Raw genomic sequence first — 8,963 nt, 5'->3', positions numbered from 1 at the left:
AGCCATCAATGATCCCATGAGATAGCGCACTGCTGGAATGCCTAAAACATAAGCTGCTCGCTGATTTTTGCCCACAGCCCGGAGCTTCAGCCCTATGTAGGTGCTACGCATGACTAGAATGGTTGCGCCTAGGGCTACAATAGCGATCCCTAGGGCTACTGGGCTGGCCTCCGTGCGACCGATCGTCCCCAGATGCAAGGCTTCAGGAAATGGTTCTGTGCCACTCATAGAAGCAACGCCTTCCCGTTTCCAGGGACCAAAGACTAAATACAACGCTAGCCCTTCGATCACAAAGTTCAGTCCCAATCCAGCAAAGATTTCGTTGATGCGGCCATACACGGTTAATATTCCCGTAGCCCCACCCCAAACTGTACCTCCTAGCCCACCCATAACTATTGCCAGCGGTAGCAACAGGCTAGGTGGTAGCAGTGTCTCCCCTAAACGCAGGGTAAAGGTAGTTGCGATCGCCCCGGCTGTAATTTGTCCCTCAACTCCCAGGTTATAGAGTCCGGCAGCAAAGGTAAACACTAACCCACTAGCACAAAGCACTAAGGGTACTAAGGTAGAAAAACAGCGAGCAATGCGATCTGGGGTGCCAAAGGCTCCATTCCACAGGGCTGCTATGACCCTGTGGGGTGATTCTCCTGTGAGCAGAATGGTTGCCCCAATGAAACCGATGGCTAGAACGATCGCCCCTAGTTGGATATATGCTGCCTTTGATGCCGACATTATGGTACCTCGGGGGGATATTCTAAACAGATGGCACCAAGTAGGCCAGTGCGAAAGTCATTGAGCAACCGACGGGCACTGCGCTCTACATTGCCTTGGTCGCAGCGATCAGCTAAAGCCTGTAAAAAAGATTCTCCGGTCAAGATGCTTGGATCCAACTCATATCGTGATTGTAAAGGATACGCTTGGCCTAGGGATCTTAAGAGATCTACCAAGGCTGCGGCAATTTGTTGATTGTCATACCCTGCTTCGCCAATGTCATCACAGATGGCTAGCTTCACGGCTGCTGCTTGATCGCTCAAACGCGATGGCAACACGCCTGGCGCATCTAGTAACTCCAGTTGCTCAGAAATACGCACCCAGCGCAGTTGGCGGGTGACTCCTGGTCGGCGGGCACTTGCGACTACACGCCGCTTGAGGAGGCGATTAATTAATGCCGATTTGCCTACATTGGGAAAACCAATCACAACTGCCCGCACAGGACGAGGCAACATGCCCCGATCGCGCCGTCGCCGGTTCATCGCTTCCCCAGCTAGTTGTGTTGACTTCATTACAGCTTCAATGCCCTTGCCATGCTGTGCATCAGTAAAGTGGGGTGTCTCTCCTTGAGTGGCAAACCACTGAGTCCATGCTTTCCGAGCTGTTTCTGGAATCATATCTGTGCGGTTCAGCACCAACACCCGCTCTTTGCTGCCTGTCCATTGAGTAACTTGGGGATGGTGGGTTGCTAGGGGAATGCGGGCATCTCGGACTTCTAGCACCACATCCACTAGTTTTAATTGCTCCTTGAGCGATCGCTCGGCTTTGGCAATATGCCCCGGATACCATTGGATTGTTATTGACATATGCCCCCGCCTTCGACAACTCAACCTCCATAGAATTATGGATTTCATACCTGTGGGATGGCTATCCTGACACTCTTAGACAGGCAAGGCCATTACTCTGCCTTCAGTGATTAGGCTTTATCTCACGTTACGACCAAGCAGCCAGTAGGTGGTCATAACACCTTTACCTTTGACATCGATCTGCCCCCGTTCTTCCAGCTTATAACGTTTATGGAGGCGATCGTAGACAGCTTGAGTAACCTGGATGCGGCTAGCTTCGCCCTGAGATTCCATGCGGCTGGCGACATTAACCGTGTCACCCCACAAGTCATAGGTAAATTTGCGAGTGCCAATGACTCCGGCAACTACAGGACCAGTATGGATGCCAATCCGAAGGGCAATGGCCTTGCCTTGGCGGGTTTTGAAGTGTTGCACGCTGTTTATCATGTCGATCGCCAAATCAGCAATGGAGGCCACATGATCAGCCTTGGGGATGGGAACTCCCCCTACCACCATATAAGCATCACCAATAGTCTTAATTTTTTCAACTTTATGCCGATCGACCAAGCCGTCAAAGGTAGAGAAAATTTCGTTCAATAGGTCTAGAAGGTCCGTGGGAGAAATATCGGAGGAAAGTTCCGTGAAGCCAACAATATCTGCAAAGAGCACAGTGGCCTCTGTAAAGTTATCGACAATCGTTTTTTCACCCCGCTTCAGACGTTGGCTAATGGACTGGGGCAACACGTTTAACAGCAACCGCTCAGACATCAATCGCTGCTGACGTAACTCTTCTTCTGTTGTTTTGAGTTCAGTAATATCGCGCATACTACCTTCGTAATACAGCAGGGTGCCGTTTTCGTCCCGAACGGAGTGGACATTTTCTGACACCCAGATGATGGAGCGATCGCGCCGATAAATCTGGGATTCAAATCCAGAAACCTCATCAAATCGCCGTAGATAGGCAATTAGTTCGTCACGACGATCAACTTGCACATAAAGCTGCTGACCTGCATTGGTAATAGCAGCAATGAACACATCGGGCGAGTCATAGCCACACATTCGAGCCATGGCTGGATTCACGCTTAAAAAACGTCCCTCAGGAGTAATTTGGAAGATGCCTTCAGCAGCATTTTCAAAGATATTACGGTACTTTTCCTCCGCTTGCTGTAGTGCTTTGGTGCGCTCTGCTACCCGCTCTTCTAGTTTTTGGGCTTGATACCTTAGGGCTTCTCTCGATTGGTTAAGGGCAACTTCTATCCGTTTGCGATCGCTGATGTCATGTGCTGTCACCAAAATCATGGCTTGATCATTCAGCGTCAGGGGATTTATAGATACCGATACCCAAAAGGTTAAGCCATCTGTTTGTTGCATTTCCGTTTCATAGTTTTGTACCGATCCCTGCATGGCCAACATAGTTTGTACTTGGTAATAGTTAGCCGTATAGGCAAAGAGACTAATCAAGTGTTGATTGTGATCAGGCCGCACAACTAAACCTAGCCGCTGTCGAGCGATCGCATTGGCATAGGTGACCAAGCCCGTAGACTGCTTCGCCAAGATTATCAGCGCAGATGTGGCTTCAGAAATGGCTTGGAGCAGTTCTTGATTTTGTCGCATGGCACTTACAGCTTGGGTGTAGAGCTGGTACTCCATAAAATCCCCATGCTCAGCCGTCGTGGAGAGAATGATTTCTAAATCTGCCTTGTCCCTAGAGACGGTTTCGAGAATATCTTGCAGGGTTGCCTGGGCTAACTTGCGCTCGGCAATTTCTGCTTGCAGGCGTTGATTGGCATCATACAACTCTGCTTCCACAATGTCGCCATGCTCAACAGCGGTCAGCAGAGCATTTTCTAAATCGCTGTTTTTAACCGTTAGCTCTTCAACCTCACGCCGCAGACGATCGATTTCTGCTTGCAACTCGTAGTCTTGGTTTGATGTGTCACTCATCTGGGTCATGGCTACTCCAAGACTAATACAATCATTACTGAGTTCACAAACCCTTCTGAAACCATCACTTACACGATACTGAGTCAGTTTGATGACAGCGCTACTTCACTACTACACATCTGCGTAGCTTCGTGCTCAGTCCCACTCGTTCTAGCACAGTCGGGTGACTGCACATCACAGTAACCAGAGTTTAACAAACCGATAGTCCTAAAAAGGTAATGATTTCCTGGAAAGGGAGTGTAGGGTATGTTCCCACAAGAGGGACTAGCCCCTCTCTGACCTCCACTTGAATCATTACTTCTTTATCACTACCAACAAACTGATGGTTCACTGTTGAACCTTTGCCAGGATGTCATGGTTTAATTACCCAGACTAAATAAACAAATCAGGAGGGTTAACTAAATGTATTGCTGTATGCCATCAGTTGCTATGAGTCATTTAGGTTTTTCCCAGTGCTAACACAGCATTTTGCCCTCCAAAGCCGAAGCTGAGGCAGAGCAGATGGCATACATGGGCAGGTTGAGCAGTAGTCAGTACATTGAGCGCAACATCAGGAGTGGTTAGCCCAACACAGGGGGGCAGTATTTGATCTCGCAGTGCTAGTAAACAGAGGGCAACTCCTAGTGCACCAGATGCCCCTAGGGTATGGCCAGTTGCACCCTTGGTAGAACTAACAGGGATCCCATCTGGAAATATGGCTTGAATCAAGCGAGCTTCATTGCGATCGTTTAACTGGGTAGCAGTGCCGTGGGCATGGATAAAGTCAATGTCATCCGGGGATAGGTGACTATGGTGCAGGCATTGATGAATTGCTGCGATCGCTGCCTGATTGTTTGGATCCGGTGCACTCACATGATAACCATCCGCCGTCAAGCCTGCTCCCAAAATTTGACCATAGATGGGGGCTGATCGTTGACGAGCAGTTGCTGCTTGCTCTAGCACAAAAACTACGGCTGCTTCTCCTAAGACCAATCCCTGACGATGGCGATCAAAGGGATAGCATCCAGTGGTTGCTAGTGCTCCCATGCGAGCAAAGCCAGCTAAGGTTAAGGGAGTAATGGGTGTCTCTACTGCTCCTACAACGACCTGCTGATGTTGACCTTGCCGAAGTAACTCATAGCCTTGGGCGATGGCCCACAATCCCGTTGCACAGGCTGCCATTGGAGCCAGCACGGCTGCATTAGTTTGAAGATGCTGAGCTGTGGCGATCGCAGGCGTATGGGGTAATGTCGATAGCCACACTTCGCCGTCGATTAGCGTTCCTGTCCTTAGTAGTGTTTCCCACTGGTGCTGTTGACTGCGACTAGAGCCAACAACTACCCCACAGTCTGGCAGCGGTGGCTGAAGATTGGCATCCTTAAGGGCGTGGGTTAGTGCCTGGTGCAACAGGCCCAAGCTTGAGGACGGTGCCGCATCCACGAGTGCCAGAGGATAGGGTGGCAACTCTGGAAAGGGTTGCTGCATCTTGATTGCGGACTCTTTTGCCAGCAACCGTTGCCAAGTGGCTTCTAAACAACCGAGAGCCGAGATGAGGCCGATGCCAGTGATGACAATCTTGGTCATGGGGTAGGAGTAGTAGTGCCAATTCTTTAGACACTACTTTAGACACTAACGATATCTCGAACTAGATTTATCTTGAACCAGATTTGCAGCCTGTGCCCTGTTGGCAGAAACGTTTGGAGTTAGAGAGCAGAGCAGGCAGGTATAGATGTGAAATTATTCTCGGTCAATACAAGCTTACTCTGACCTTTCCTCGTAGACAAGGACTTGGCCACTAGGCTTTAGTTCTAACCATAACCATAGCGGTCGGCGATTTGCAGTCGGAGATACCAAAGGCTGGTCTGAACCAGGAAACTGTAGGGTCGATCGATAACGCCACGCCGTAGGGCCTACAGGTTTTACCGACTGAACCGAGCCATCAGCATTGAGAAGTAATCGGTAGCGTAACGGCTCTGTGAGACTAGACGGAGGTTGCCAGTTACGTTCAACATAGCGCTTGAGTTCTGCCAATTGAGGCAGTGAGGGTGCTGGAGGCACAGCCTGACCTTGATCAACTTCGCTAAGGGTGGGTTGGGGTTCGACACCGCTTGTAGTCCCTGAGGAACGAGCTGTCTGTCCGATCGAGGTGGATGGAGGCACAACCGCTGGCGCTGGCATGGCAGCAGGTGGGGGTACTGGAGCCATAGTATCCAATACTGATGGTGACGAGGCTGGCGACGGAGCATCGCGGCGAGTGGAGTCTGAGTTAGAACTGCTGGCCGATCGCTGATTTACCTCCCGTTGCCCCGGCGGCATCATTCTTGCCGAGGTAGGTGCTGGCATTTGTGCCGTGGGAAGAGTATTTGAGGTAATTGACCGCTGTAACTCAGGGCTATTGAATTCAGGTTGGTTGATAGAAGCTGCTGACGAAAGGAAATCATCGTTTGTACCCGACGAAAGAGGCGGTGATAGTGCAACTTGAGGCACTGGTGCTGGTGAAGTCTGCTGTTGGCGCAACCGCCTATCCAACGACGAATCACCTGGCGATGGCTTAGACAGAGTTGCCGCTGTTGGGGGTCGGGGGGATGGGGCTGGCGCTACAGATTGTTGCTCTAAGGATAGCTGGGGACGATCACCCTGGGCCTTGGCTTGGTCTGCCAAGCCCGTAGGCACCTTGTTGTAAAGGTGGCTAGACAACTCTGAAGACATGGACACTGACTTAGAGGCGCTGATTGAAGTTGACAGCGGTGAAGAGGCAATTCGAGCTAAGACCCCGATTGTTCCCACTGACAACACAAGCGTAGCTGCAATCGCCCGCCACTGAGTTGCGGATATTGGGAACGATCGCCCTGCTGACAACGACGGCAGTGCCAACACCTCAGCGTTGTAGTGATCCAGAACTGTGACCAAATCTGCTAGTTGACTCATACTCAAGCGTAGAGTTGGCTGAGCAGTTGGTTTGACTTTAGTTCCTAGAGAACCCAGCACCAAGTCATGGTTCAACAGCCCTACCGGACGCAGGTAAATGTCTGAGGCGGACTTGTCTACAGTGTTAGGAACTGGTTCTAGCCCTGCTGATTGCTCACATCTCCCCTGAGTCGCTAGCACTGGAATTGCTAACCATCGATCATCCATCAATATCTGTTGCATGTAATGGTCAACAGCCAGACAGAGGGTGTCTAGTTGGGCACGATCGCCACGAATGGTGATTTCACCACCATCCCCTTCAGCCAAAAATCGGATTTGAAACCGTGCCCCCTTCAACACAGGCCGGTCTGTCCATTGAGATAGCCGTGATGGTGTGCCCACAACATCCAGCAAGCATGTCGGCGATCGGTATTGATAGGTGACCTTAGGCATGTGGACTAGTAAGAGGAGAAGCGAGTAAACAATACATGATAATGAGCAAAGAAGAATTAGGATGTTATCGCTGCTGGATGGTACACAGTGACCGATAGTACACAGTGAGCAACACGCTAGTTGGCGCGATCAAGGAGGGCTAGCCACAAGCGACGATGACCATTGGGGTTGCTGTAAAACAACAAATCAATCAGAAGCCGGAGTGCTAAGCGGTTTAGGTCAGCCGGAGACGTGGTATCCTCCTCGTCCATACGCTCTTGGTAGGCATTGCTAAAGCTATCCAGGTAGTCGCCGAGTTGCGCAACTCGATGGGGTTCACGGTTCTGATTGGTAGCTTCCTCCAATAGGGCAACTGCTTTACGGATTGTAGCTTGATGTTGACGTGCCAAGTGGCAACTAATCAGCACCAGCGATCGAGCCTCATCCACATCTAACTTCTTGCGACCACCTTGTCCTTTCCGCAACGGACTGGCCTGCCGCAACCGCCAGAGGGCCACCCGATCAGCCAGCATATCGCTTAAGCCCAACTCTGCCGCCGTCTGGAGCATAGCTTCAGAACCAATGCCCACCAATGCCTCTAGCGCCAACAGCACCAAGTCCAGTTGGGCTTTGATATTGGCCAACTGAGCTGGAATCATTTGATCTGCTAAGGGCAACCCTTCGCCAGTAGAAGCTGATGGGATAGTCACAAGTACACTCACAACCCTACCTTAGAAGAATAAACTAGTCCCGATTACCCTGTTACCAGTCTTGAAACAAGAATCCATGTCCTGAAAACTATCTAGCTGCCTCGATAGGTGCTATATGACCAAGGAGAAACTAGCAGTGGTACATGGTAGTGGGCACCAGCGTCAGCGATGCCAAACTGGAGAGGCACCCGATTGAGAAAAGGTGGCTCTGGCAATGACACACCCTGCTGGGCAAAGTAGTCACCCACAACAAAGACCAGCTCATAGCAGCCTACTTGGAAGTCATCACCTGCGAGCAGTGGTGCATCAGTGCGCCCATCATGATTAGTAGTGACTGTTTTGAGTAGTTGCTTCTCACCAGTTTGTTGCTCAAAACGCCATAGTTCGATCGTTAGCCCCACAGCAGGGCAACCCTGGGCTGTATTCAACACATGGGTTGTTAGATAACCAGTCATGATCATGCTTAACTTTAGTGCAGCACTTCAGTGCAGCGGCCCTGCCAAGATTGTCTTACAGATTGCATTTATGATGTTAGTGCCGTCCTCGTGGCGCAACTCATCGTACCACTGTTGGGTCTTGGCTGGGTCTTTGCCATGGGTCATGTCTGATCGCTTGCGAGCACGGGTAATCACATCAGCAACCCGATCGCGGCGTGCTTCCTCATAGCGTTTCAGCGCATCCTCAACACTAATAGTAGTGGTGACCAGGTAATTAGCTAGCTCTAACGCATCTTCCATAGCTTGGCAACCACCCTGTCCCAAGTCTGGGGCTGTACCGTGGGCAGCGTCTCCTAGCAGAGCTACCCGACCGCGTACCAGGGTCTGCAAAGGTTTGATGTCATGAATTTCCACACGATTTGTTTTTTGTGGATCCAAGGTTTGAATTAATGCTTGCACAGGCTCAGCCCATCCCTCAAAATAGCCCATCAACTCTTGCCGATAGTGTTCAGGTTTGCTAACCGTGCCCTTGGGTAGAGGTACATCGAAGAAAAAGTAAAAGCGATCGCCCGCTACTGGCATCATTGAGACGCGCTTATAGTCGCCAACATAGATCGTCCAACAATGCTTGGGGGCTAACGCATCGCTCACAGGCACTAACCCATTCCAATTGACATAGCCTACGTATTGGCGCTCGACTGGCTCTCCCACAACGTATTGCCGCAACAGTGAATGGGTACCATCTGCGGCCACAATCACATCACCCGTTGCCCGACTTCCATCCTCAAAAATAGCCGTAGCACTGCGATCGTCCTGCTCCACACCCACACATTTGGCATTGAGCCGCACACGATCAACCCCGCAAGCTTCTAGCAAAAGATGTTGTAAATCAGTGCGAGCGACTGGATAGGGGCGCTGTCCAACACGCTGCACTAATGGATCCAAGCTAAAGGCAGTCAACTTCTCACCATGATGACTATAGTAGGCCATGCTGTCCATCT

The 8,963-nt window shown here is 50.7% G+C and carries 8 protein-coding genes; all 8 read right to left on the bottom strand.

The window, feature by feature from the left end; genetic code table 11:
* A partial coding sequence (locus NZ772_08540) for an ABC transporter permease (protein MCS6813601.1) occupies nucleotides 1-729 on the bottom strand: 729 nt, incomplete at its 3' end.
* The gene (gene ylqF, locus NZ772_08535) at nucleotides 729-1,574 is read right to left on the bottom strand and encodes a ribosome biogenesis GTPase YlqF (GenBank protein ID MCS6813600.1); all 846 of its coding nucleotides are present in this window, start codon (nucleotides 1,572-1,574) and stop codon (nucleotides 729-731) included. The genes NZ772_08540 and ylqF, both read right to left, overlap by 1 nt.
* Nucleotides 1,575-1,691: 117 nt before the next feature.
* Entirely contained in the window at nucleotides 1,692-3,506 is a 1,815-nt protein-coding gene (locus NZ772_08530) for a PAS domain S-box protein (GenBank protein MCS6813599.1), read from the bottom strand.
* A gap of 429 nt (nucleotides 3,507-3,935) precedes the next feature.
* Nucleotides 3,936-5,060 carry a beta-ketoacyl-ACP synthase gene (locus NZ772_08525; protein MCS6813598.1) on the bottom strand — a complete coding sequence of 375 codons (1,125 nt, stop codon included), beginning with the start codon at nucleotides 5,058-5,060 and terminating at the stop codon, nucleotides 3,936-3,938.
* A 174-nt stretch (nucleotides 5,061-5,234) separates the two neighbouring features.
* Complete coding sequence (locus NZ772_08520) at nucleotides 5,235-6,836, bottom strand: DUF4335 domain-containing protein (protein MCS6813597.1); 1,602 nt, start codon at nucleotides 6,834-6,836, stop codon at nucleotides 5,235-5,237.
* Between the two features lie 116 nt (nucleotides 6,837-6,952).
* Nucleotides 6,953-7,474, bottom strand: a complete 522-nt coding sequence (locus tag NZ772_08515) for a DUF3038 domain-containing protein (protein ID MCS6813596.1) — start codon at nucleotides 7,472-7,474, stop codon at nucleotides 6,953-6,955.
* Nucleotides 7,475-7,617: 143 nt separating this feature from the next.
* Entirely contained in the window at nucleotides 7,618-7,980 is a 363-nt protein-coding gene (gene uraH / locus NZ772_08510) for a hydroxyisourate hydrolase (protein MCS6813595.1), read from the bottom strand.
* Between the two features lie 27 nt (nucleotides 7,981-8,007).
* Nucleotides 8,008-8,963: FAD-dependent urate hydroxylase HpxO (gene hpxO, locus NZ772_08505; protein ID MCS6813594.1), on the bottom strand; the 956-nt coding region annotated here is incomplete at its 5' end.

The sequence above is a fragment of the Cyanobacteriota bacterium genome (genome assembly GCA_025054735.1).
In the GTDB taxonomy this organism is placed as follows: Bacteria; Cyanobacteriota; Cyanobacteriia; order SKYG9; family SKYG9; genus SKYG9.
Note: the sequence above shows the minus strand (reverse complement) of the source record. Positions and strands in the feature narration are given on the sequence as shown.